This is a genomic window from Streptomyces sp. NPDC049970 (genome assembly GCF_040660235.1).
Lineage (GTDB): Bacteria > Actinomycetota > Actinomycetes > Streptomycetales > Streptomycetaceae > Streptomyces.
Map to the genome: position 1 here is coordinate 178,057 of NZ_JBFALP010000002.1, position 22,901 is coordinate 200,957.

Below are 22,901 nucleotides of genomic sequence, written 5' to 3' on the forward strand. Positions count from 1 at the left end.
TGGGGGAGGTATCCCCAACCACCCTTCTTTCCCTACCGGTTGAAGGCATCGCTCGGATCCCGGCCCTCGGATCCCGACGCCCGGGTCCCGAAGCTCGGGCGCCGGGCGGAGGCCCTGATTCCGGCCCTCGAAAGGATGAACCGCCGTTCCGGAGCTCGGATCTCAGAACCCGGGTCTCGGGACCCGTGATCCGGAAGTCGGGACCCGAGCGCCGGAGTTCGGACCTCGGAGTGCGGGCCTCGGACCCGAGCCGGGCTCCGACCGGGCCCCAGTCGCTCCCCGTCGGGCCCCCGCCCCCGCCGGGGCCTCAGCGCAGCGACTCGGGCAGTTCCTCCCTGTGGACGATGCCCAGGCGCTGCGTGGCACGGGTCAGTGCCACGTACAGATCACTGGTCCCGAAACGCCCCGGCTCCACGACCAGGACGCTGTCGAACTCGAGCCCCTTGGCCTCACGCGGGCCGAGCAGCACCACGGGCCGGGTCAGGTCGGGTTCCGCGCCGGCCGTGACCCCGTCGAGCCGGGCCGCGATCTCCTCGTGCAGCGCGCGCGGTGCGATCACCGCGAGGCGTCCCTCTTCCGGTGCCGTCTCGGCGACGGCGCGTGCCACCGCGCCCGCCAGATCCGCACCGGCGTCCCGCGTCCACGGCCTCTCGCCCGTGGACCGCACCGACCCCGGCGGCTCGAAGGAGGGGTCCTCGGCCCGTACGACCCTGGCTGCCAGGTCCATGATCTCGGCGGGCGTACGGTAGTTGACCAGGAGCCGCACATGCTCGAAGCGGTCGCCGACGTACGGTTCGAGGATCCTCTCCCAGGATCCGACGCCCGCCTCCTCGGAGGTCTGCGCCGGGTCACCGACGAGCGTCAGCGAGCGGGTCGGGGACCGGCGCATCAGCAGCCGCCACGCCATCGGGGACAGCTCCTGCGCCTCGTCCACGATGATGTGGCCGAACGCCCAGGTCCGGTCGGCGGCGGCCCGTTCGGCGGCGCTGCGGTGGTCGGCCTCCTCCTGCCGCTCGGCCATCCGCTCGGCGTCGATGATGTCGTGGGCCGCCAGGAACTCGGACTCCTCGTCCTCGAACTCGTACGACTCCGAGCCCCGGGACAGTTCCAGCACGCCCTGCGCATAGGCCACCCGCTCCTGGCGCTCGGCCTCGGCGGCGGCCCGTTCGGCACTGTCGTCGGACCCGAGCAGCTCGGCCGCCTCGTCGAGGAGCGGTACATCGGCCGGGGTCCACTCCCCGGCGCCCGGAGCGCGCCGGATGGCGTCGGCGTCCTCGTCCGGCAGGTACACCGGCTCGGCGAGGTAGTCGGCGAGGAACTCCTCCGGCGTGAGCATCGGCCACAGCTCGGCGACGGCGGCGTGCACCTGCTCGCTCGCGGCGACCGCCTTGCCGAGCTGGGCGACGTCGTCCGCGCCGAGGAAGTTCGGCCCGCCGTACGGGTCCGCGCCGATGCGCTCGGTGAGCTGCGCGGTGAGGGCGTCGATGACCTGGAACGCGAAGTAGGGGCGGGCCAGGTTGTGCGGCAGGAGGGTGTCGCGGGCGACCTGCCGGGCCTCGTAGGCGATCTCCCAGTCCAGGATCAGGTCCCCGTCGTCGTGCGGGATCACGACGGGTGCGCCGGGCTCGGGAAGCACCTGCCGGTCGCGCACGGCCGTGGCGAGCGCCTCCGCCATGGCGGCACCGCCCTTCACGGCCGCCGCACCGGGGGTGTCGGTGCCCCGGGCGTGGACACCGGGGAAGAGCTCGGCCTGGGTGGCGAGCAGGACGCCGGTCTCGCCGAGGGCGGGGAGCACCTCGCCGATGTAGCGCAGGAAGGCCGGGTTGGGGCCCACCACCAGGACCGCGCGCTTGGCCAGCAGCTCACGGTGCTCGTAGAGGAGGAAGGCTGCTCGGTGCAGGGCGACCGCCGTCTTGCCCGTGCCGGGGCCGCCCTCGACGACGAGGACCCCCCGGTGCGGGGCGCGGATGATGCGGTCCTGCTCCGCCTGGATGGTCCGCACGATGTCGCCCATGCGGCCCGTGCGGGCGGAGTCCAGCGCGGCGAGCAGCACGGCGTCACCGGTCGGGTCCTCGAAGCCGCTGCGCTCGTGGTCCCCCAGGTCGAGGATCTCGTCGTGCAGCTCGGTGACCGTGCGGCCCTCGCTGGTGATGTGCCGGCGTCGTCGCAGCCCCATCGGCGTATGTCCGGTCGCGAGATAGAAAGGCCGGGCGACCGGCGCGCGCCAGTCGATCAGGAGGGGCGTGTGCTCGGTGTCGTCCTCACGAATTCCGATACGGCCGATATGGTGTGCGTCGCCGTCGCGAAGATCGATGCGTCCGAAACACAGTGACCCTTCGACCGCATTGAGGGCGGCCAGCAGACCGGAACGCTCGGAGACCAGCACATCGCGTTCATGGCGGGCCTGTAGGCCGTTCCCGACCGGGGTCTGCGCGTCGTCGACGCTCTGCGCGGTGGCGCCGCGGAGCGCGTCGACACGGGCGTGGAGCCGGTCGACGAATTCCTGCTCCTTATGCAATTCGACGTTTTCGCGAGTTGACAAAACCGCTCCCTGCCGGATAAGGTGATTCTTGTGGCCCCCGGTGAGGGGCCTTTTCTGTGGGCGCACAGAAACACTCAATATACGTCAGGAAATCCCCGTCCCGCAATTGCGGACGGGGATTTCCCGCGTCCGGGGGCGCCAAGGACGAGTGGCCGGGCGCGCGGCGGCGACCGGGCCGCCGACGGCCGGGCATGACAGCCGTCATACGAACCCGATGACACACCGCACTGCCCCCGGCCCCGCGGCGCAGGGAGTGTGGAGTGCATGGAAACAGTCATCGAAACCGTCGGACTGAAACGGAGCTACCAGGGCTTCGACGCCGTACGCGGCATCGACTTCACGGTCGCCCGCGGAGAGCTCTTCGCCCTGCTGGGCACCAACGGCGCCGGAAAGACCTCCACGCTCGAACTCCTGGAAGGACAGGCCACCCCCACCGGCGGGACCGTCCGGGTGCTGGGCAGCGACCCCTTCCACGACCGCGCGGCCGTACGCCACCGGATCGGCGTGATGCTCCAGGAGGGCGGCTTCCCGCCCGAGCTGACGGTCCTGGAGACCGTGCGGATGTGGGCGGGCTGCACGAGCGGCGCGCGTTCCGTCGACGAGGCCCTCGACCTGACCAGCCTGTCCGACCGGCGCTCGGTCAGGGTCAAGCAGCTCTCCGGGGGCGAACGCCGCCGCCTCGACCTCACACTGGCCCTGCTGGGGCGGCCCGAGGTGCTGTTCCTCGACGAGCCGACGACCGGCCTCGACGCCCAGTCACGCCGGGACACCTGGGAACTGATCCGCGAACTGAAGCTCCAGGGCACGACCGTGCTGCTCACCACGCACTACCTGGAGGAGGCCGAGCACCTCGCCGACCGGCTCGCGATCATGCACAAGGGGCTGATCGCCACCACCGGACGGGTCGCCGACGTCGTCGCGGAGCGGCCGTCCCGGATCAGCTTCCGACTGCCCCAGGACCGCTTCGTCGGTGAACTCCCGCCGCTCCCGGCGATGGGCGTCACCGGGCACACCACCGAGGGCGGGACGGTTCGCCTGGAGACCAGGGACCTACAGCGCACGGCCACCCAACTGCTCGGCTGGGCCCAGCAGACCGGCGTCACACTGCACGGCCTCGACGCCCGGTCCGCATCGCTGGAAGAGGCCTTCATGGAGATCGCCAAGGACCTCGACAAGGACACGCCCAAGGGCTTCGACAGGGGCCTCGACAAGGAGGAGTCACGATGACGACGACCGCCCCCGCCCCCGCCCGACCGGCGACCACCCCCCCGTCCGCCCGGAGCGGTCCGGCGTCCCGCATGGCCGCCCTCGGCCGTGCGGAGCTGACCCTGCTCCTGCGCAGCAAGGCGGCCCTGTTCACCGCGCTCATGGTGCCCGCCATCATGGCCTTCTCGATGCGCGGCCTGGTCAAGAGCCTCGACCTGGCGGGCACCGGCCTGTCGATCGCGACCGTCCTCCTGCCGGGGATCCTGGCCATGGCCCTGTTCTTCTCCGTCTACACCAACCTCGTCGGCGTCTACGTCACCCGTCGCGAGAGCCTGGTGCTCAAGCGGCTCCGCGCGGGGGAGGTCCGCGACTGGGAGATCCTCGCCGGCGGTGCCCTGCCCGCCGTGGTGCTCGCGCTGGTGCAGTGCCTGCTGATGGCCGTCGGACTGACGGTGGTCCTGGACGCACCCCTGCCCGAGGCCCCGCACCTGGTGATCCTCGGCCTGCTAGCGGGACTGGCGCTGCTCGTGGCCGGGGGCGCGCTGACAGCCGCTGTCACCCGCACCGCGGAGAGCTCGCAGCTGACGTTCCTGCCGTTCATGCTGGTGACCATGGCCGGATCCGGGCTCTTCCTGCCGCGCGAGGTACTGCCCGGCGTGGTCGGGGACATCAGTGCGTGGCTGCCCTTCTCACCGGTGATGGACCTCCTGCGGGGAGGCTGGACGGGCGACCTCGGCCTCATGGACCAGGGCAGGCTGCTGCTCACCGCCCTGGCCTGGACGGGGGCGGCGGCCCTCGGCGTACGACGGTGGTTCCGGTGGAGCCCGCGACACTGAGCGGGCAGGGCCCCGCGCTGCCGCCGGGGCCCGCGCCGCTACGTGCGAGGGCCGTCGTACAGGGAAGGCTGGGATCATGAACACGAGCGTCGAGGACTGGGTGGAACGACTCGGCGGCCCGGACGGCCCCGACCGCTACCGCCGGTACGCGGTGGGCAGCGTCGGCTTCCTCGCCCTGGGCGAGGTGGCGCTCTGGACGGTCTGGGTGGTCCGGACGGACACCGAAGCGCCCGTGCTGGCGTCCGTCGCCGCGCTTGGCCTCGCCCACGCCGTCATCCAGGTCCTGCTGTGGCGGGCCGCGCTCATGCACTATCTCGGCGCCGGGCCCCGGCCCGGCGGCCTCGTGGCCCTGTACACGGTCGTGACAGTGACCATGACCGTTCTGGGATGCGTGCTCCTGTCGTCCGGGCGCATCGAGGACGGCGACCTGACGGCGTATCTGCTGTGGCTGCTGATGTACTACGCCGGACCGCCCGTGCTGGCGATGAAGCTCCGCTCCGGAGCGGCACTCGTGGCGGTCGTCACGATCGGGTCCCTGGCGGGAGCCGTCGTGGCCGGGCTGGCAGGTGAGCCCCTGGCCCTCGCCATCGGCTCCATCGTGCTCATGGTGCCCTTCATGGCCACCGCGTCCATGGCCTCAGGCTGGAGCGTGCGGCTTGTCGAGGAACTGGCCGCCGCCCGTGGGACCCAGGCCCGCCTGGCCGTCGCGGAGGAACGACTGCGCTTCGGCCGCGACCTGCACGACGTACTGGGCCGCAACCTCGCCGTCGTGGCGCTCAAGAGCGAACTGGCCGCACAACTCGCGCAGCGCGGCCGGCCCGAGGCGGTCGATCACATGGTGGAGGTGCAGCGCATCGCGCGGGACTCGCAGCGCGAGATCCGGTCGGTCGTACGCGGATACCGCACCGCCGACCTGCACACCGAACTCGCCGGAGCCCGCTCGGTCCTGGAGGCCGCAGGCATCGAGAGCCGTATCGAGTACGGCCCCGCGGACCGCCTGCCCGCGGACGTCCAGTCGGCCCTCGGCTGGGTGGTGCGCGAGGGGACGACGAACGTGCTCCGCCACGCACAGGGCGCGTCCACCTGCACCATGTCACTGCGCACAGCGGGCCCGACCGAGGCCCTGCTGGTGATGGAGAACGACGGCGCGTCCGACGCCGAACCAGGCGCCGGCACCGGCCTGGCCGGACTGCGCGAACGCCTGACCGGCCTGGACGGCACCCTGACCACCGAGAAGTACCCCGGAGGCACCTTCCGCCTCACCGCACGCATCCCCTGGGAGGAAGCCGCATGATCACGGTCCTGCTGGCGGACGACGAACACCTCATCCGGGGCGCGCTCGCCTCCCTCCTCACCCTGGAGGACGACATCACCGTCGTCGCGGAGGCCGGCACCGGTGACGAAGCCCTCGCCATGGCAAGGGCGCACCACCCCGACGTAGCCGTCCTCGACCTCCAGATGCCCGGCCTCGACGGTGTGGAGGTCGCGGAGCGGCTGCGCACCACCGTGCCCGCGTGCGCCGCGATGATCGTCACCAGCCACGCCCGGGCGGGAGCCCTGAAACGCGCGCTGAGCGTCGGGGTGCGCGGCTTCGTACCCAAGACGGTGTCCGCGCACCAGCTGGCGCAGATCATCCGCACCGTCCACACCGGCGGCCGGTACGTCGACCAGGAACTCGCGGCGGACGCCATCGCCGCGGGCGAGTCCCCCCTGACCCCACGCGAGGCGGAGCTCCTGTCGTACGCCGAGGACGGCGCCCCGGTCGCCGACATCGCCTCCCGCGCCTCACTGTCCAGCGGAACCGTGCGCAACTACCTCTCGGCCGCGGCGATGAAGCTCGGCGCGGAGAACCGGCACGTGGCGGCGCGTATCGCTCGGGAGAACGGGTGGCTGTGAGGGGGCGGCCGGGCCCGGCAGGCGCGGGGCCGACGGGGAGCCGCGTGGCCTGAGCGGGGGAGTGCCGCGCACGGCCGTCATCAGGTCATCTCGCGCGCTGCCGGTGCTGCATCGTCCACACCGGCCGCGTCGGCTACGTCTGCCGCGTCGGCTACCCCATCCACCTCATCGACCTCATCCACCTCATCCACGTCGTCCGCTTCTCCGTGCACGCGCGTCACGGGCCTCGTGCCCGCGGCGCACTCGGCCCAGACCGTCTTGCCCGGCCCGACTCGGTCGCGGACACCCCACCGGACGGTGAGAGCGTCGACCAGGACCAACCTGCGGCCGTGGTCCGCCTCCGACGTCGGCACGACGTGGGCGGGCCGGCCGGGATGGGTGTCGGACACTTCGATGCGGATGACGCCCCGGTCGTCGTCGCGACGAAGGAGCAGCGCGAAATCCCGGCCGGGGACGCGTCCGTGCAGTACCGCGTTGGTGGTGAGCTCGGCTACGACGACCGTGATCGCGTCATGGCTGTCCGTCCGGCGAGCGTGGCCCCACTCGACGAGCTGAAGCGAGGCGAGCAGGCGCGCGAGACGGGCACCACGGCGGGTGGCGGAGAACTGCTGGACGAACACACCTGCCGAGGCGGCGGTCCGGGTGTCAGTGGCTGGCATGGCACCCAGCCTGGAGAAGGCGTGCGACCGGCGGCAGGCACGGCACCGATACAGATTGGCTTGTACCGGCTGACCCGCTGGACCGGGGGAGTCACTTTGCGTAACCATCTGTCTGTGTCAGGTGTGGCGACGCGGACGACGCACAGCGCGGTACGAGTGGGCCTGCGGGCGGGTCCGGCACAGGGAGAGGCGGCCGTAAATGGCTATGGACATCGGCGGCAGGGCCGGGGGCGGCGGCAGCTGCGGGGAGCCGGAACTGTCGGACAGCCTCAAGACGTTCGGAGCGGTACTCAAGGCGCTGCGGGACGAAGCACGCCTCACCCAGGAGCAGTTCGCGCCCCAGGTGCAGTACTCGGCGGCGTACATCGCCAAGATCGAGCAGGGCAAGCGATTCCCGCCGAGGGAACTGCTGGACCGTTCGGAGGAGGTGCTCGGGGCGACGGCGGCGCGGGTGCTGGCGGCGGCGGCCAAGAGCCTGACGCGAAAGGTGGGGCTGGCGTCGTGGTTCTTGCAGTGGGCGGCGATCGAGGAGGACACGACCTCGCTCTACGCGTACGAATGCCGGGTCATTCCCGGCCTGCTTCAGCCGGAGCCGTACATCCAGGCACTCTTCGATCGTCACCTGCCGCCACTCACGCAGGAGCAGTTCGAGCGCCAGGTGGCGGCCCGACTGGCCCGTCAGCAACTACTCAATGATCGTCCGAACACCACGTTCAGTTTCATCATCGAACAAGCTCTGGTGGAGAGGCGGCTAGGTGGCCCCCGAGTGACGAAGGCCCTCCTCGATCACCTGCTTCTCGTGGGGCGGTACAGGAACGTGGAAATCCAGGTGATGCCACTGGTGCAGGAGGACCACGCCGGCTTCGAGGGCGAGATGTACCTCGCGGAAACCGCCGACCACCGGTGGGCCGGATACGTCGAGGGCCATGGCACGAGCATGCTCATCGGCGATCCGAAGGCCGCAAGTCACATGCTCCAGCGCTATGGCAAGATGCGCTCGCAGGCGCTGAGTCATCAGGCGACCACAAGCCTGCTGGAACGGATGCGAGGAGCGCTATGAGCACCACGGAACGTGCTTGGTTCAAGAGCACCTACAGCGGCGGCGGCGGCGACAACTGCGTGGAGATCGCCGTACGTTCCGAGGTCGTTCTGGTCCGGGACTCGAAGGACACGCAGAGGCACGCCTTGGCGGTCTCTCCCCGCGCATGGTCCGCGTTCACGGTGCTCGCCGCCGACTCACACGTCTGAACGGCCTCTGACTGTCTCTTCGCTGCGAAGAGACATCGAGATCGCCCGGACGCTCGCGGATCGGTCGCGATCGGCGGTCTTCGGGGAACGGTGATCGCTGGTGGCGTTTGGCTGTCAGGCCCCGTCGTGGAGAGTGATTCGGTAGCCGTCGGGGTCGGCGAAGGTGAATGTCCGGCCGAAGGGGCCGTCAACCGGCTCGGAGACGATGGTGTGACCGCCCGCGACGAGAGCATCGTGGATGGCCTGGACGCCAGTGGCGTGGAGCCAGATCGCAGCGCCGATGCCAGGCTGTGAAACGGATGCGAGATCGGTGCCGGGCACGAGGTCGCGCAGTGCGAATGCGATCGGCTTCGTCTCGAAGACGACGGCGTGCGGAGGCCCGGCCTGCGAGCGGACGAGGCCGAGGTACTGCTCGTAGAACGCCTGCGAAGCGTCGAGGTCGCGCGCCTGGAGCGAGATGAAGTCGGGGCCGGTGACGGGCATGATGCTGCTCCTTCTTAGCGTGTCAGATTCCTGACACGGACCAAGGTATGTCAGACTTCTGACATGAGTCAAAAGGCTTTCGGCGTCGATCTGGACAAATCGCTGGGCTACCTGCTGAAAGAGGCTTCGAGCGCCCTGCGTGCGGCCATGGAGGAGGTGCTGCGGCCACTCGGGATGAGCGTGACGCACTACTCCTGCCTCGAGTTGCTGGCCCAACGGCCGGGCCTGTCGAACTCCGAGCTCGCGCGTGGTGCGTTCGTGACACGGCAGTCGATGAACGTGCTGCTCCAGGCGCTGGAACGAGACGGCTACGTCACCAGGCCGGCGGAGGCGCCCGTGGGTAAGGCTCTTCCCGCGCGGCTCACACCACGCGGTCGACGGAGCCTGGAGACGGCGACCGTAGCGGTCCGGTCCGTCGAGGTGAGAATGCTGGCCGGCATGACCGAGGCCGAGCAGGCAGGCGCGTTCCGGGCCCTGCAGAGCATGAGCCAATCCCTACGCAGGGGCAACGAAGATACGTAGCCCGTCCCTCGACGCACGTTTCACCGCATCCGGTCGACAGTCCGGCCGAGGGTGGGGGTTCGGGGCGTTCTACCGAAGAAGCCTGCGACCCATCTCTCGTCCTGCGGCGCGGGGCGGTGGGCTTGCCGTCCGGATGTCATTCCGGACAGGATCGCTCGCCCCTGGGTGTGCAGGGCTCGGCCGTTGCCCTTCGATACGGACGCGCCGATGTGACCCGCTACGCTTCTCCATCTGAAGAGTGCTTCTTTCCTTGCGGCGGACAGCCCCCCTGGCCGGGCCCGCCTCTGCGGGTCGGCAGCGCTCTCTGCTTGTTCGACCGAAGCCTGGACAGCCCGACTCGCGTACGCCCGTAGCTGAGTGAATGTCAGCTCTGGCGCTGGAGCAACAGCATGACAATCAGGGGAGTCCCACTCGGCCGGCTACGGCAGCGGCGGCATGTCCAGGACACGCACGCGCGATCCGGGGGCGGGAGCGCCACGCTGCCGGCACCGGCCTTCCGCCGTCTCGGCACCGGCTTGTCGAGTGCGGTCCTGGCCACAGCGGTGGCGCTCGGCGCCACTTCCTGCTCCGCCGCAGGCGAGGAGCAAGCGCCCGAGTCTCATTCCACCGCCCCACTCCAACCGGCGAAGGGCGCTCTGCTGGGGCACTACTACGGTGACGGAGGCGTGGAGGAGACCGACGCTCGAATCGGAACGACACCCAGAATCCACCTCACCTACTACGGCTGGGAAGACGACTGGGCAGCGTCCGAGGCCACTCGGGACGACCTCGCCGACAACCGTCTCCCCCTGGTGAACTGGGAACCGTTCGACGTCGACTTCGACGACATCATCGACGGATCGCTTGACTCGACCATCGAGAAGCAGGCCGATGGAGCGAAGGAGCTGGGCAAGCCGTTCTTCCTCGACTTCGCCGCGGAGATGAACGAGGAGGAAGGCTGGGGCGGGCACGACCCCGACCTGTACGTCGCCGCCTACCGCCATATCCACGACGTCTTCGATCGCCGTGGCGCCTCGAACGTCGTCTGGGTCTGGGCACCGAACGTCACCGACAGCCCGGACGCTCCTGCCACCATGGCCTATTACCCCGGAGACCGGTACGTGGACTGGACGGGTGTCGACGGATACAACTGGGGGACGTCCGAGCCCGACTTCGAGTGGCAGAGCTTCACGGACCGCTTCCGCGACATCTACGGCAAGCTCGCCGGCAAGGGCAAGCCGATCATCATCGGCGAGACGGGCTCCGACGAGACCGGGGGGAGCAAGGCTGAGTGGATCCAGGGAGTCATCCCGAGCCTGAAAGAAGAATTCCCCCTGATCAAGGCCCTGGTGTGGTTCGACGTCGACAAGGAGCGACACTGGCAGATCAACTCATCGCCCGAGACCCTCGCCGCCTACCGACAGATGGCGGCAGACCCCTACCTCAACCTCTGAAGGCAGCAGCACGTCGCGGTGGTGATCTCGGACGACCTGCTGGGGCGGGCGCAGATGCACTTCGAGGCTGAGACGGCATGATCCGGCTGCTGGGGACTGCGGCAGCCGGACCGTCCGGGCGCGCGGCCCCGAGCGTCAGAGAGTGAAGAAGCCGTGCGCCCGACCATCGGGTGTCCCGACCAGGGCTGCCCGGTCGAGCAGGATGTTGTTGTTCTCGCAACTCGTCTCCGGGAGCAACATGCAGGCGTGACAGGCGGCCACGTTCAAGCTGTCCGCACCACTCGTCTCCGACTCCATGCACAGAGGGTCGTTCGAGCACCAACTCGCCCTGTGTAGAGCCGCTCGGAGGGTCCTCGCGAGACGGTCCGGTTCACCTTGCGCGACGACGCCGCCGAGGCTGCCGGCGGAGTCGCTGGTGGCGGTGTAGATCAGCACGCCCGCCATGTCCTCGTCGCTGTAGAGCCGCTCGCGCAGGGAAGCCGCCGGGTAACCACCGTCCAGGCTCCATTCATTGATCAGCACGTGGGCCAAGGCGTGGAGAAGCAGGAAGCGGGGAGTGGCCGGTGAGGGTGGAACCGGCTTGTCAGGGGCGCCGGCACGCGTGGACAGCAGCTTCTCGTGGTTTTCACGGACCCGGGCTGCGCGAGCGACCTGTTCCGGTTGCTCCTCCCAGACCCGAAGTCGCTGCGGGTCGAGCCGAAGGAACACGCCTTCGCCGCTCACTTCAAAGGCCGGAAGCCAACTCGGTTTGACGAGCGCAATCGCCGCGTGGCGCTTCGAGTGGTCAGCGGGGCTCGGTTCCTCCACGCGTCGGAAGGACTGAAGCGCCCGAACCTCACGCAGACGCTTGACCAGCATCACCTGGGTCAGCCCGTACGACGAGCGCAGAGCGTCGACAGGAGTCGTAGGTGGTTCGCAGACGAACTCCTGCTCCTCTTCGGGGTCTTCAGGATGCGGCTTCGACAGACTTTGATACTCGCCCTCGTAGAGCTTCCGCCGGTAGTCGCCGGCCCGTTTGACAACCTCCGTGTCATCGACCTGCTCCGCAGCGGCCGTCTCAGCCGCACGTCTCCGCTCGACCTCCGCCACCACGTCGTCCGCCGTGTACCTCGGGTGGTGATGCAACAGTTTCCCGATGCGCACGAACGACTTGATGGACGCGGGGTCCTCCTCCTTGAAGCCCTCGTAGAACGGCGCTACCAGCTTGGCGATGCCCTGACTCCAGGGCGGGATGGACAGTGCCGAGTGCATGACGGGGAACCAGACCGAGGAGGAACCACGTTGCAGCGTGCGCGGCGATTCCTGGCAGCCCTCGGCAGGTGCGTCCTTCAACCACGGACTGCGACCGCTGCACCGGATGCCGAGGTCCCGGAGCGCATTGCGTCGGAACGACCCCTCCATGGAGACCTTTTCCACCCCACAACTGCATCCGATCAGCACGGCGCGCAGTGAAGCGGTCGAGCCGTCGGCGTGGAACGTCAGCCGGCCCCCGCAGGCTCCCGGACCTGTCCGGTTGCCCCGATGGACCCACTTCCAGTACGGGAAGTCCTCCAGATGGCCGTCCGTGCACGCGACCACGAAACGGGACGGGACCAGGTTCTCCTGGCATGTCGAGCACTCGGCTCGTCCGGCCGGGGAGTTGAACTTCCGGAAGGGCTGCAACTGATGGCAGTGAGGGCATGAGTACATCTCCGGGAACCGCACCGCCCTCACTCCGTCCCGGGCAGAGTCGGGATCGGGGGCTGGGGGCATCCGGAATCCGGAGACACCCAGCTGCCAGGCGAGGCGGGGCTCCGAGATGAACGGTGCCTCAGAAATGTCCCACGAGTCGATACCCCGGACGAGGAAGGACTCGTTCTCCACAGCGATCATGGCTCCGACGCCGTACGTCGTGATGAGTTGGGCGCGCCGGATCTCGCCGAGCTTGCGGGCGGTACGCGCCGGAGCGGAGGGGAGGCCGCGGCGACGGGCACGGGGTTGGACGGGGCCCATGGTTCAGCGCTCCTCGAAGAAGGTGGACGAGGCGTCTACATCGCGCAGACTCCACAGTGTCCTCCACTGCGACACGTCGGTCGACTCGTCGTCGTAGTTGGCCAGCAGAGCGGGACTTCTGTTGCCGCGTCGAGCCTCGTACACGAGGTTCGGCCGTTCCCGAGCCTCGTCCCTCCACCAGCCCACGAACCCTTCGAAGGCGGCAGCGGTGGATTCGAGTTCATCCGGTTCGACCGATGAAACCCGGCGGAGCAGGGCCTTCCCTACCTTCTCGAGGAGGTCGGGAAGGAAGTCCTCCACCTGAGCTGCAGCCTCGTTGGCCCGTGCGGCGGGCAACATCAACCGGGCCAGGGCCACCACCACGGCGTGCAGACCACGGTCACGGGCCCGGGCCGAGAACGGGGTGACACTCGTGGACTCCACCTCGCGGTACAGGGCGGAGTGAAAGCCCTGGAAGTCCTCGTAGTGCGAACGATCCCTCGACCTCGTCGAATTGAGCATGACCGCCACGAGGCCCGGGTGTTGCCTGCCGACCCGGCTCGTAGCCTGGATGTACTCGGCAGTGGTCTGAGGTTGGCCCATCACAGCCATCAGCCCGAGCCGGTCGATGTCTACCCCTACGGAAATCATGTTCGTGGCGAGCAGTACGTCCAGCGTCTGCGGGCTCGGGTACCGTCGTTCCACGTCCTTGAGCCGGCGGGAGATGTCACTGGCGTTCGCCCGGCTGCTCAGTTCCGTGAGAGCGTCCGCGCGGCGCGCCTCTAGGCCGTCCCGCGCCGAGAGGTGGCCCAGTCGCTCCTGGACGTCGTCGAGGACCTGGAGTTCTGCCGCCGAAAGCAGTCGCAAGCTGTTGAAGTAGCCAACCAGAGTCCAGTAGGCGTCCTTCACCTCAGGCAGGGCGTCGTGGGTGTTTGCCCGGTGGAGCAGAGCGGCGTAGACCCGGATCAGCAAGGTGGCTTGGCTGGTGCTGGAGGTCAGCAGGCCTACGTAGCTGCGGGCAGCCTTGCGCTCGCGGGGCGTCTCAACGGCGAACCAGGAGTCGCGTGCGTCGAGGCCGCCTGGAGGGAACTGCTCCACCCTGCGGTCGAACAGCCGGGTTCCCTGCTCGGCGGCGCGTCGAATGGTGGCGGTCGAGGCGATGACCTTCGGACGTTCGGCGAGGGTGTCCACGGCTGTCTCGTACAGGCCGGTGAGCGTGCCCAACGGGCCCGAGATGAGATGGAGCTCGTCCTGGACGATGAGCTCGGGTGGGCGCACCCCGTCCATGTCCCGGTTGAACAGCGCCGCCGATGCGGGTCGCCATGGCATCGAGGCGAACTTGTCGACCGTCGCGATCACCAAGGTCGGACGATGGGCGTAGACCGCCTCGTCGACGAGGTGCACGGGCAATCCCCGGTTGAAGTCACAGCTGACGGAGGGGCACTTCACCGTCATGCGTTCGGCATCGTGATCGACTGCGTAGTCCCGGGGGCGCAGGGGTTCGCCGCACCACGGGCAGTTGCGGAGTTGGACCGGGTTCTCCGTCTGTAGCTGAAGGTTCTCGTTGCGCAGCAGGTCGGCCAGTTTGGCTTCGGTGACGGCCAACGTGTTGGGGGTTGCCGAACGGCCCACCCACATGCCGATGGAGATCTCCTCGCGCCCGAGTCTCACCGTGTCGGCGTCCCGCAGTAGCTCCATGGCGCAGATCAGTGCCGCGGCGCGCTCGAACTGCTGGAGGGTGAGTAGCCGGAGTGTGTACCGCATGAGCACCGTGACGCCTCCCCCCTCCTCGCCGTCCCGCAGCCGCCGTAGGAAGGTGGTGAAGGCGATCAGCCCGAGGTACGCCTCCGTCTTTCCGCCACCTGTTGGGAACCACAGCAGGTCCGATACCTCCCGGTCCTTGTGGTCCCGATCCACGATCCCGGCGATGCAGAGAAGGATGAATGAAATCTGGAAGGGCCTCCACCGTCCTGCCTGTTCGTCCGGTCGGCCCGGCTTACCGTCCTTGATCCAGGCGGTACGCGCCCGCTGGTCGGCCATCGCCAGGTTCGCCAGCCGGAACGCGTGCATGACGTCCGGTTGCTCGGTGTCTTCCAGTAGTTCCACGCCTTCACACATCCGGCGCAGAGCTCGCCGGCATTGCATGACCTGATCGGCCGCTACCTCGCCGTCTTCGGTGCCGCTCAGCAGGCGAGCCTGGTCCTCCTGGGTTTCGATCCACCGCGCGTACCCCTCCAGCAGGGCGCGCAGAGCAGCCACGACCTCGTGGGCGGGGTCGGTTCCCAGCCGGTACATGGTCAGTTGCCTGTCGTCGATCCCGGGATTGGAGTCGGTCAACAACACCTCGTGGGCGGGCACGAACTCGGTCCGCAGAGTGGTGACCGTCGGAGGTTCCACCGATACGGACCCCACCGGAGGTGGTGTCCAATCCCACTGCGCCGCGCAGCCGTGGCCGGTGGCGAAGGTCGGCACATGACGATGCAGGAGCCTGCTCAATGCCTGCTCCGAGTCGACCGCGCCCCGAGGAGTCGGTCGCACCACGAACACCGGGCTGATGCCGTTCTCCGCCGTCACGGTCAGCACCGGCTGGTAGAAGCAGTGCGCGTCTCGGAGGTCGAACCGGCCGACCTCGAGACTGTTGACGACCGTGGCTGTAACAGTCACAGTCCCGTCCGACGCGGACCGGGGACGGACCAGCACACGCAGTTCCAGCCCCTGGTGGAGAACGAAGGGATCGAGAAGGCCCGGCTGTGTGACATCCACGGAGACGGCATCGATCCGTAGAGGCGAGCGCCGCCAATGCTCCCGCTGGGCCTTTGTGCTGCGCGCCTCGGTCCGCTTCGCGGCAACCGGCTTTCCCTCGGCATCCTCGGGTAGGTACACGGCAGTGCTTACGTTCAGCCGAAGCCGGGTGGACTCGGTCGGCTTCACCGCGAATGTGAGGCCGATGGAAGAGGGCATCCGGACGTTCGCCAAGGAGACGCCCAGATCGCCGGGCCCTTCCTCGACGTCCCGACGGACACCGAGCGGCACCGCGTCGAGCCCGTCCCGCTCCGACTCCAGTTCCCCTTGTTCGATGGCCCCGGTCCGGGACGAGCCGTCGGACCGGTCCGGGCGTGAGCGCGGGAAGAGCACACCGACCGGGTACATGGTGATCGGCGCGTCATCCGTAAGTACCTCCTCCGAGCCACCTACGGGCCCGAGCAGGTCCCGCCGAAGCGCATCGAGGAGGGAGTCACGCATCTCGTAGTGTGCTTGGTGGGCCGAATCGCTCATCCTTCTTCACTCCCCTCGGGTTCGTCCCCGTACCAGCGGAAGCGTCCCAGGCCGCACAACCGGGGTGCGACCCAGGCACCGTGGGTGCCCAGCCCCGCTGCTTCGCTGGCGGCAGGGCTGCCCGCCACACTCTCCACACAGTCGACCCTGAGGCCGGTGATCAGCGCCGGCCATCGATCGACCTCGGAGTGCGAGGTGCGGCGCAGCATGCGGTACAGGTCGTTCCGGAAGCGCGCGGACACCACCGCGATCTGTCGCCCCCCGGCCACTACCGCGTAGGGCGGCGACTGGTCCGAGGCGACAGGGATGCCGTGCAGCAGGACCAACTCCGCCGCGATTCCCGCTCCGACATCTGCCAAGAGATGCTGCCGGAGCGCTGCGGCGTCCTCCTGAAACCCCTCTGTGCCCGGTGGTTGCTCGTGGGACACGTCCGAACCGATCATCTCGATTCCGTTTCGTGCCCAGGTGCTGCGACCGCCCAGGTACCAGCGATCGATCCTCTTGTCCTTCCGGAGAGTCCATGAATTGGGCGCGTCCAGCACATAGAGATCGTCCCGGGCCCGAGTCATGGCCACGTACAGGAGTCGGGCCTCCGCTGCCGGGTCGTAGTCGTACTTCTTCTTCCGGACCGGCACCGGTTCCTTCAGCACGCGTGGTTCGACGATCAGCACACGGTCGAACTCCAGGCCCTTGGACCGGTGCATGGTCGATATCACGAGCGAGGACGGCTGCGCGGCGGTGAGTTCATCAGGCAGTCTGCCTTCGGCGAGCGCGTGATGGAGTGCGACGACGTCGAGGGTTCCTCGGCCTCGGCCCCTCGCTACCTTGCGTAGTGACCGCCAAAGCGCTTCCGGCTCGCTACCCAGCGGGGTACGCAGGTCGACCAGAAGCTCCTCGAACCGCTCCCGACCGAGGGCGGTCGTACCGGTCGAGGCGAGAAGGTCGGCAATCCAGACAGGGGCGGACCGCTCGCGGGCCGAACGCTGGAGCGTGTGCGGAACGTCGGCGGCGGCCAGGATGCCGGACAGTGTCAGTGCCTGGCCGTTGTCGCGACACAGGATGGCGGTGGTGTCGGGGTAGTCCCGGAGGGCCGCGAGCACGAACGGGTCCTCCAAGCTCCCGAAGTTCGGCGTCGACAGCAACAGCGCACGTAGATCACCGTGAATACGCTCCGCCTCACCGCCGGCCGTGGCTCGATCGCGGGGCAGCCGCTGCAACGTCGAACCGTAAGGCAGAGCCATCCGCGCCGTGTCGCTACGGGCCCGGAAGTTGTCCCCCAGATGCAGCTCCACCAGGTCCTCGCCGAAGGTTGCACGCACCCACTCCAGGAAGCGGTCGGTCTCCGCGGCGCGCTGATCCGGATCGGACACCTGGAACCCGTACACGGCCTGAGCCGAATCGCCCACCACGGTGAACCCGCTGTTCTCCTGGAATCGGTCGAGCAACGCCTCGACCATCTCCCGTCGGACGCCGACGAGGTCCTGGACCTCGTCGATCACCACATGAGCGGGTATGTACTCGCCGCCCTCGACCGCCCCGTTGTCGATCGCCTCGGTGGCAGCCTCGATACGACCGTCGAAGGTGTACGTCCCCCAGTCCACTTCAGGGTAGGCACGTTTGAGCAGGGCCGCTGCCCAGCCGTCGAAGGTCTGGACACGAATGCGCTGCGCGGCGGCGGCGTGCCGCTCGATTCGCTCCGTGAGCTCGCGCACGGCGGCGCGGGAGAAGCTGAGCACCAGGATCTCACCGGCCTCCAACTCCTCCCGCTCGACCAACACGTCGAGCCGGCGTACGAGAGTGTGCGTCTTTCCGGCACCGGCACCGGCCGTGACCAGAACCCGAGCGTCCCAGGGCTGTTCCACCACCGCGCGCTGTGAGTCGGTGAGCCGGTGCTCTGTCAGGGGAGCGAGGGTCACTGGTCGCCGTTCCACAGGTACTCGAACTCGGTGAAGGCCAGAGACTCGCCGTAGTTGGTGATGTTGTCCCGCACGTTCAGGATCAGGCAGCTCTCCTCGCCGCCGTTCTTGGGTCCACGCAGACCTCGTCCGATCATCTGCTGGTAGATGTTCGGGCTGTACGTCGGCCGGGCGACGACCACGGCACGCGTGGCAGGTGCGTCGAAACCCTGGGTGAGCACGCCGTAGTTCGTCAGGACTTGGATTTCACCCTTGCGGAAGTCGTTGATCCGTTTACGTCGCTCGTTCGGCGGCGTGGTCGAGTCGATAGCTGCGGCTTTGATATCCCGATCGCCGAGTTTGGCGGCGAGCAGCTTGGCGTGGGCAACAGAGGTCGCGAACACCAGAACCTGCCAGTCCGTAGGCATGGAGGCGATCTCGTCGACGATGCGCTGGCTTCGGCCATGGTCCTCGGCAAGACGCTGCTCGGCCCCCTTCGGTAGGGTGGCGAATTTCTCGGACTGGGCTCGTTCGTCTGCCGTCAGCGCTATGTCTGCACCTGGAAGTTCCCGATGCTTCACCTGAGCCAGAACGCCGATGCGCTGCAATTCCTTGATGGCGACCGAGAGATCCCCGTCGAAGACCCCGGTGTCGAGGCGGCTGCCGAACCGCTGCACCAGCAAGCGAGTGAGTTCCTCGTTGTTCTTGTAGGGCGTCGCGGTGAGACCGATCAGGTGACGGCTGGTGCGACGATGCGTCAGATCGAACTGCTCGAGGATGCGCGTGTAGCGCGAGGACATCCCGGTATGTGCCTCGTCGATGATGACGAGCGCTGCAGCGTCCCTCAGCCAGGTGTAACTCTCGTTCTTCAGGCAGCTGTCGAGCTTCGCGTCGGTGGCGACGACCAGGTGGGGACGACCGTCTACCGGGGTGGCCTCGTTCGAGGACCAGAGTCGGCTGATGACCAGTGGATGTTCGGGACCGACCTTCGACCAGACGAACTTCCAGCTCTGTACAGCCTGCTCGCACAGTTCTTCGGTCTGGGCGATCCACAGGATCGGGCCAGGGAGATTCGATCGGTCGCGGATCCAGCGGATGACACCTTCGGCCGTGACACGCGTCTTACCGGCTCCGGTCGGCAGACTGAGCATGCCGCGCTGCGGCATCGGGTTCATCAGCAGGCCGAGCAGTGCCTGTGCGAGCTTCTCCTGATATGGGTGCAAGGCGGGAAACTCTGATGGTCCGTCCACTTCCAGACGTGGCTCCAGCGAGGGCACCTGGGCACCGGCGAAGGAGTCGGGGAACCCGAGGTCGGTGACGAAGCGCAGCGCCTTGGGGCTCCCGGTGAAAGAGCTGGGGGCACGGGTGGGGAAGTCCAGCGCGAGATCGCGGGAGTGGATCCGGAGGATCGCCTCACCGTGGGCGTTGAAGGCCATCTCCGAGACGCGTCGTGAGCTCGGTTCGGCGCCGTGCTCGTGGATCTCGCTCTCCATGAGCCCAGGGGGGAGTTCCCCGCGGAGCGCTTCCTCGCCGATCAGCAGGTCGATCTTGTCGATGACACTTTCGGCATCTCGCACGGCACTCAGCTTCTCCAGGAGAGCCATGTCATGCTCTTGCCTCTCCTGGAGCGCGAGAGCTTGGCTGCAGCCGGCCACCCCGAAGCCCCACTTGAACTCCTCGTCGGCGGCCCGTAGCACCTGCAACCGATCGAGGGAGTCCAGTACGTAGAGGGTCTGGCCCTTCCTCGCGAACGGGAGCTGCTTCCGCTTGCTGCCCGCAGGAGTCCGTATCACCTGCTCGAGCTGGGAGCAGCGCTGAATCTTGTGACTACTGCCTGCCTGACCGAGACGGGCTTTGACCGTCGGGAACTCCTCGAACAGAGATGACGCCCGCCCGGTTTTGACGGGCTCGATCTCTCTGCTGATGACATCCGAGACCTTGAGCATCCCCCAGTCCTCGATCATCGCCTTCGCGGTAGCCGCATCCGCCTTGTCGGTGACCAGGAGGGCAGGGAGCCGCTCACGGATGAGCTCCTTGAACTCCACCGCGTTCGTAGCAACAGCGATCTCGCTGTCGGGTCGTCCCTCCCAGGAGGTTCCGACCCGACAGCGGGTGGGAACACCCTCGGGGAACTCGAATTCGACCCGGTGCAACTGGGCGTACGCGCGTCCGATGAACGCGTCGTCCTCGCTCTTGAGCAAAAGGTCGAACAGCTTGCCCCAGCGCTTTGTGGGCACTGCGTCGGCGGTCGTGGGCATCTGGAGCCTCCGTGCCGTCTCCTCCGAGATCTCGGCGACGGGGAGCACCGCGCTGAAGCTCTTGAGCTGGGGACCGACCGCCTCGGACACGCGAGTCAGGCCCATGGAGGTCTTGACCAGACCATGTTTGTTGATCATCCACAGCAGTGGCGACACAACGGCTTTGCGGGTGTTGGCGACGGTCCCATACTGCATCTGCCAGTTCTGCGAGATGTCGGATGCGGGGAGAGCCGCCACGAACGCGGCGCGCCCCTCATCGGACAGCGCGGGCAACAGATGCAACGGTCCCAGCGTCGCTGCACCCGTGACCGAAAGCCGGGAGATGCTGGGTCGCGGAGCCGCGCTGGCGAGACTGCGCAGGTGTTGATCATGAATGCCCTGCCGGTACTCCTGGAACCACCCTTCCTCGGCAGGTCGGTGCCCGCCGGTGGGCCGATCGACCAGCCCGAGGTCGCGGAAGACCGGTTTGTCACTCTCGTGGAAGGCCATGTCCACAGTGATGGCCTTGTCACGGCTCCCGTCGCCAGGCACCACCGGGCCTGGTAGGAGACACTCGCGCATCGGCCGGTAGCGACCGTCCAGAGAGCGGACGTGCAGCATCTCGAGCGGCTTGGGTACTTTGCTGCGGACTCGCTCGACCTGCACGCTGCCGCCGGCGCTGCGCAGTAGCACCCAGAAGTTCGACCACGCGTCGTCGTCGTAGTTGCCGAATCCCTGATCGAGGACACCTTCGAACCGCCCCTGCGCATCGGCGACCCTGATGCCGATGGTGTGTAGATGGCGTGCCATCTCCGGGCGCTCGGAGATCTTCGGGTGGACATAGACCATGTCGTCACGGAGGGTATCGGCGGAGGTTCGGTGGAAGATCTCCCCGGCTATGGGGGCCACCATCCCGTGCTCTTCCGTCAGGATGATCCGGGCCTTGCGGGCTTCCGCGGTGAGTGGAGAGTCTCCGCGCAGCCGAACGCTGTGGTCCTTGAGCACCATGAGAGACAAGATTTCGATTGCGTTCGACGAGGCTTCCGCGGAGCCGTCGGAGACGAGAGCCTCGAGCCAGTCCTTGACACTTTCGGGAGACTTCCCCGCAGCTTCCAAGATGTGCATCATCTTGCCCCGGCGGACGGAACTGTCGGATGCGTCGACGGATGCGTGCACCCAGTTGGTGGGGCGACCGCTGTACTCCGACCAGATCTGAACCCATTCCTTGTCCAGGTTGGCCGGAGTTATGAACAGGTCTTTCGGAAGCTGGAGTTCGCCGTTCTGGTCAGGAAGAGAGGGGCGTTCGGCGGCGATCTGCCACACCCGTCGGAGGAAGTGTTCGTCCGCCCAGTTCAGCTTCTCCTTCGTGCGGCCAGGCAGCAGGGGAAGATACGCGGCGGGGTCTTCGTCGGGCATGAGTTCGGGCAGAGTGTCGATCACCAACCGGGCTGCGACCTGGAGCAACTCCCGATTGAAGGGACTGCCGTCCAGCAGGTGCTGGCGATCCTCGTTCGTCTTCCACGGTGCATTCAGGATGCCGGTCAGCGACACCTCGTACTTGGTCGGGAAGAACGCCCAGAAGGATCCCTTACCGACGGGCGCGGTGTGCAGGCCGTTGCGGACGGTGTACTCAGGCACGGCCCAGGAGACCTCGAGCACCGGCCGGCCGTGCAGCTCGCCCGCACTGTCCGCGGCTTCGCCGGTGGGCGAGTAGGAAGCCGAGAACACCTTCCACTGCTCGATCGACTGCTTTGCGCCACGCGTCACCTCCTTGAGAGTGCGGAGGCTGCCCTGGGGCTCGATCGAGATTTCCCTGCGCGCGGGCGGCATTGTGCGTTCGTCGTGCAGGAGTACCTGGCCGACGTGGGAGGAGAACAGTTGGAAGTGAGCGGGGAAGGCATCTGTCACCCGACCGTCGCGACTCCGGTAACCGCTGATGTCCCGACCCAGACGTTCGGCGGCGCCGGGCAGCAGAGGTAGGCGAACGACGGTCGTGGCCCAACCAAGGAGCTTGTCCAGCACGCGGTCATCGCCGCGTTCCTTGTCGACATCGAGAGGCCGAGCCATGCGGAGCACGGGGGTGTCCATACCGATGTCACCGTGCCGACCGAGGGCGCGGGCGATTTCGCTGGCCGACCAGTCCCGGTCGAAGCCGAAGCCGAAATCGCCGTTGCCGCTGAAGAACTGCGGAGAATCACACACTGAAAGTACAGATTTGATCCCGACACCGAATCGGCCGATCTGGCCCCCGCGCTTGCGGGAGACACTCATGCGCAGGATCGTCTCAGCGCCCTCCGGCGTTACCGGGGAGCCCTGATTCGCGCAGTAGAGATGGCCATCAGTCAGAACGACGTGCAGTTTGCCGCCCGGCTGATCGGCGATCTCGTCGGCCGCGTTCTGTACGAGTTCGAGCAACTGCCGTTCGCCGTACCCCCCCTGCGTGATGCGACGCTCGCCGTTGGCATGCTCCTGAACCAGCCCCGGATCGACCTGGTACGTCTTCAGGACTACCGAGGACTGACGGATCACTGTGTCGATCACGGGCTGGAGCGAAGTATCGGCGAACTGCACGTCGGCCATGAGGCACCTGTCTCGAATGAGAGAAACGAACCGAGGAAGCGCGGGGGGAACAGGGGTGCCGACGTGGAGCCGGCACCCCTGGTGAAGCAGTGGGGCAGCTGATGGGAAGGCCGAGGG

At 67.8% G+C, this 22,901-nt stretch carries 15 protein-coding genes; 8 read left to right on the top strand and 7 right to left on the bottom strand.

The window, feature by feature from the left end:
• Positions 1–307 precede the first annotated feature (307 nt).
• Positions 308–2,518, bottom strand: a complete 2,211-nt coding sequence (locus AB0I83_RS04170) for a helicase (protein WP_363303794.1) — start codon at positions 2,516–2,518, stop codon at positions 308–310.
• Positions 2,519–2,806: 288 nt separating this feature from the next.
• Between AB0I83_RS04170 and AB0I83_RS04175 the strand changes: the two genes are divergently transcribed.
• The 4 genes from AB0I83_RS04175 to AB0I83_RS04190 all read left to right on the top strand — a co-directional run bounded on the left by AB0I83_RS04175 (position 2,807) and on the right by AB0I83_RS04190 (position 6,480).
• Positions 2,807–3,769: an ABC transporter ATP-binding protein gene (locus tag AB0I83_RS04175; RefSeq protein ID WP_363303528.1), complete on the top strand. Its 963-nt coding sequence runs from the start codon at positions 2,807–2,809 to the stop codon at positions 3,767–3,769.
• Positions 3,766–4,584, top strand: a complete 819-nt coding sequence (locus AB0I83_RS04180; protein WP_356535657.1) for an ABC transporter permease — start codon at positions 3,766–3,768, stop codon at positions 4,582–4,584. The genes AB0I83_RS04175 and AB0I83_RS04180 overlap by 4 nt, the downstream gene beginning before the upstream one ends.
• 76 nt (positions 4,585–4,660) lie before the next feature.
• Positions 4,661–5,878: a sensor histidine kinase gene (locus AB0I83_RS04185; protein WP_363303529.1), complete on the top strand. Its 1,218-nt coding sequence runs from the start codon at positions 4,661–4,663 to the stop codon at positions 5,876–5,878.
• Positions 5,875–6,480, top strand: coding sequence for a response regulator transcription factor (locus AB0I83_RS04190; protein WP_356841004.1), 606 nt, complete (start codon positions 5,875–5,877; stop codon positions 6,478–6,480). Before AB0I83_RS04185 ends, AB0I83_RS04190 begins: the two co-directional genes overlap by 4 nt.
• Positions 6,481–6,560: 80 nt before the next feature.
• On the opposite strand, the gene AB0I83_RS04195 is transcribed toward AB0I83_RS04190, so the two are convergent.
• Positions 6,561–7,139, bottom strand: a complete 579-nt coding sequence (locus AB0I83_RS04195; protein WP_363303530.1) for an ATP-binding protein — start codon at positions 7,137–7,139, stop codon at positions 6,561–6,563.
• A gap of 199 nt (positions 7,140–7,338) precedes the next feature.
• Between AB0I83_RS04195 and AB0I83_RS04200 the strand changes: the two genes are divergently transcribed.
• Positions 7,339–8,199 (top strand): helix-turn-helix transcriptional regulator, encoded by an 861-nt coding sequence (locus tag AB0I83_RS04200; RefSeq protein WP_356535653.1) that lies wholly within the window; start codon positions 7,339–7,341, stop codon positions 8,197–8,199.
• A complete protein-coding gene (locus AB0I83_RS04205; RefSeq protein ID WP_356840999.1) occupies positions 8,196–8,387 on the top strand; it encodes a DUF397 domain-containing protein in 192 nt (63 codons plus the stop codon). The genes AB0I83_RS04200 and AB0I83_RS04205 overlap by 4 nt, the downstream gene beginning before the upstream one ends.
• Positions 8,388–8,501: 114 nt before the next feature.
• On the opposite strand, the gene AB0I83_RS04210 is transcribed toward AB0I83_RS04205, so the two are convergent.
• On the bottom strand, positions 8,502–8,870 hold the full coding sequence (locus AB0I83_RS04210; protein WP_363303531.1) for a VOC family protein: 369 nt from the start codon (positions 8,868–8,870) through the stop codon (positions 8,502–8,504).
• Positions 8,871–8,933: 63 nt separating this feature from the next.
• Between AB0I83_RS04210 and AB0I83_RS04215 the strand changes: the two genes are divergently transcribed.
• Both AB0I83_RS04215 and AB0I83_RS04220 read left to right on the top strand, forming a co-directional pair.
• Positions 8,934–9,392: a MarR family transcriptional regulator gene (locus tag AB0I83_RS04215; RefSeq protein WP_363303532.1), complete on the top strand. Its 459-nt coding sequence runs from the start codon at positions 8,934–8,936 to the stop codon at positions 9,390–9,392.
• A 665-nt stretch (positions 9,393–10,057) separates the two neighbouring features.
• Positions 10,058–10,825, top strand: a complete 768-nt coding sequence (locus tag AB0I83_RS04220) for a glycosyl hydrolase (protein WP_363303533.1) — start codon at positions 10,058–10,060, stop codon at positions 10,823–10,825.
• Between the two features lie 135 nt (positions 10,826–10,960).
• Here the strand turns inward: AB0I83_RS04220 and AB0I83_RS04225 are convergent, their stop codons facing one another.
• Genes AB0I83_RS04225 through AB0I83_RS04240 form a run of 4 tightly spaced genes read right to left on the bottom strand, consistent with a single transcriptional unit; the run spans position 10,961 to position 22,784 of the window.
• Positions 10,961–12,817: a DUF1998 domain-containing protein gene (locus AB0I83_RS04225; RefSeq protein WP_363303534.1), complete on the bottom strand. Its 1,857-nt coding sequence runs from the start codon at positions 12,815–12,817 to the stop codon at positions 10,961–10,963.
• A 3-nt stretch (positions 12,818–12,820) separates the two neighbouring features.
• Complete coding sequence (locus AB0I83_RS04230) at positions 12,821–16,072, bottom strand: helicase-related protein (protein WP_363303535.1); 3,252 nt, start codon at positions 16,070–16,072, stop codon at positions 12,821–12,823.
• A complete protein-coding gene (locus tag AB0I83_RS04235) occupies positions 16,069–17,988 on the bottom strand; it encodes a UvrD-helicase domain-containing protein (RefSeq protein ID WP_363303536.1) in 1,920 nt (639 codons plus the stop codon). Before AB0I83_RS04235 ends, AB0I83_RS04230 begins: the two co-directional genes overlap by 4 nt.
• Entirely contained in the window at positions 17,985–22,784 is a 4,800-nt protein-coding gene (locus AB0I83_RS04240; RefSeq protein ID WP_363303537.1) for a DEAD/DEAH box helicase, read from the bottom strand. Before AB0I83_RS04240 ends, AB0I83_RS04235 begins: the two co-directional genes overlap by 4 nt.
• Between the last annotated feature and the right edge of the window lie 117 nt (positions 22,785–22,901).